This is a genomic window from Myxococcus eversor, assembly GCF_010894455.1.
GTDB classification, from domain to species: domain Bacteria; phylum Myxococcota; class Myxococcia; order Myxococcales; family Myxococcaceae; genus Myxococcus; species Myxococcus eversor.
In genome coordinates, this window is sequence record NZ_JAAIXY010000075.1 from 1 (window position 1) to 1,245 (window position 1,245).

A 1,245-nucleotide genomic window follows, 5' to 3' on the forward strand; every position below is an offset into this window, starting at 1 on the left:
TGGGCTTGATCCGCTTCAGTGGACACCAAGGAAGAGGCAGGTACGGTGTCCAACATGACGGAAGTGAAGAAGCCACGACGTCCCCGGCGTAGCTACACGGAGGAGTTCAAGGCCGGGGCGGTGAGGCTGGTGCTGGAAGAGGGAAAGACAACGTCCCAGGTGGCGAGAGACTTGGACCTGACGATGTCGGCGCTGAGGATGTGGGTGGACCAGGCGCGTGCGGACAAGGGCCAGGGCAAGCCCGGAGCGCTGACGAGCGGGGAGCGGCAGGAGCTCACGAAGCTACGCAAGCAGGTGCGCGAGCTGGAAATGGAGCGAGCGCTGCTAAAAAAATGGGTGGCCTACACCGCGAAGGAGAACGGGTGAAGTTTGAGTTCATCCGTGCGGAGCAGGCCTGCTTCTCCATCAGCAAGATGTGCCGCATGCTGCAGGTGTCACGTTCGGGCTTCTACGCGTGGACCCGTAGGCCTCCGAGCGCGCGACAGAGGCAGGACGCTCAGTTGAAGGTGCTGGTGCACGAAGCTCACCAGAAAGGGCGCTGTACCTACGGCAGCCCGCGCATCCACCGCGCCTTGCGGAACCAGGGAGTGCACGTTGGCCGCAATCGCGTCATCCGTCTCATGCGTGAGGAGTCGTTGGTGGGCCGGATGCGTCGACGCTACCGAGGCACAACGATGAGCGAGCATCAGCAGCCAGTGGCGGACAATCTGCTCGACAGGCGATTCACGGCGCACCGCCCGAATGAGCGCTGGGTGGGAGATACCACCGAGCTGTCCACCGCGGGAGGCAAACTCTACCTGGCGGCCATCGTCGACCTCTATTCGCGCTTCGTCGTGGGCTGGGCGCTCAGCGCGATGAACGACAGGCACCTGACGCTCAAGGCGCTGGACATGGCGCTGCGCCGTCGATGTCCGGCCGAGGGGCTCTTGCACCACACGGACCAGGGGAGCACCTACGCCAGTGAGGACTACCGGAACGCTCTGGAGCGACACGGAATCGTCTGCAGCATGAGCCGGCGCGGCAACTGCTACGACAACGCGGCGATGGAGAGCTGGTTCAGCACGCTCAAGAATGAGTTGGGAGAATTCTTCGAGAGCGCCAACGACGCGAGGGTGAAGCTGTTCGACTACATCGAGGTCTTCTACAACCAGCAACGCATGCACTCGGCAATCGGCTACGCTGCGCCGGCTGAGTTCGAAAGAGCAGCGGCGTAGTCAACCTGTCCACCGAACCGGATCACGCCCA

The 1,245-nt window shown here is 63.1% G+C and carries 1 protein-coding gene; it reads left to right on the top strand.

What is annotated here, in order from left to right; genetic code table 11:
* The first annotated feature begins 54 nt into the window (after nucleotides 1-54).
* Nucleotides 55-1,214, top strand: a protein-coding gene (locus G4D83_RS45190) for an IS3 family transposase (RefSeq protein ID WP_163871161.1) whose coding sequence is annotated in 2 segments (ribosomal slippage) — nucleotides 55-334 and nucleotides 334-1,214 — 1,161 coding nt in all. Because the reading frame shifts where the segments join, the coding sequence is not laid out codon by codon here.
* Nucleotides 1,215-1,245 lie beyond the last annotated feature (31 nt).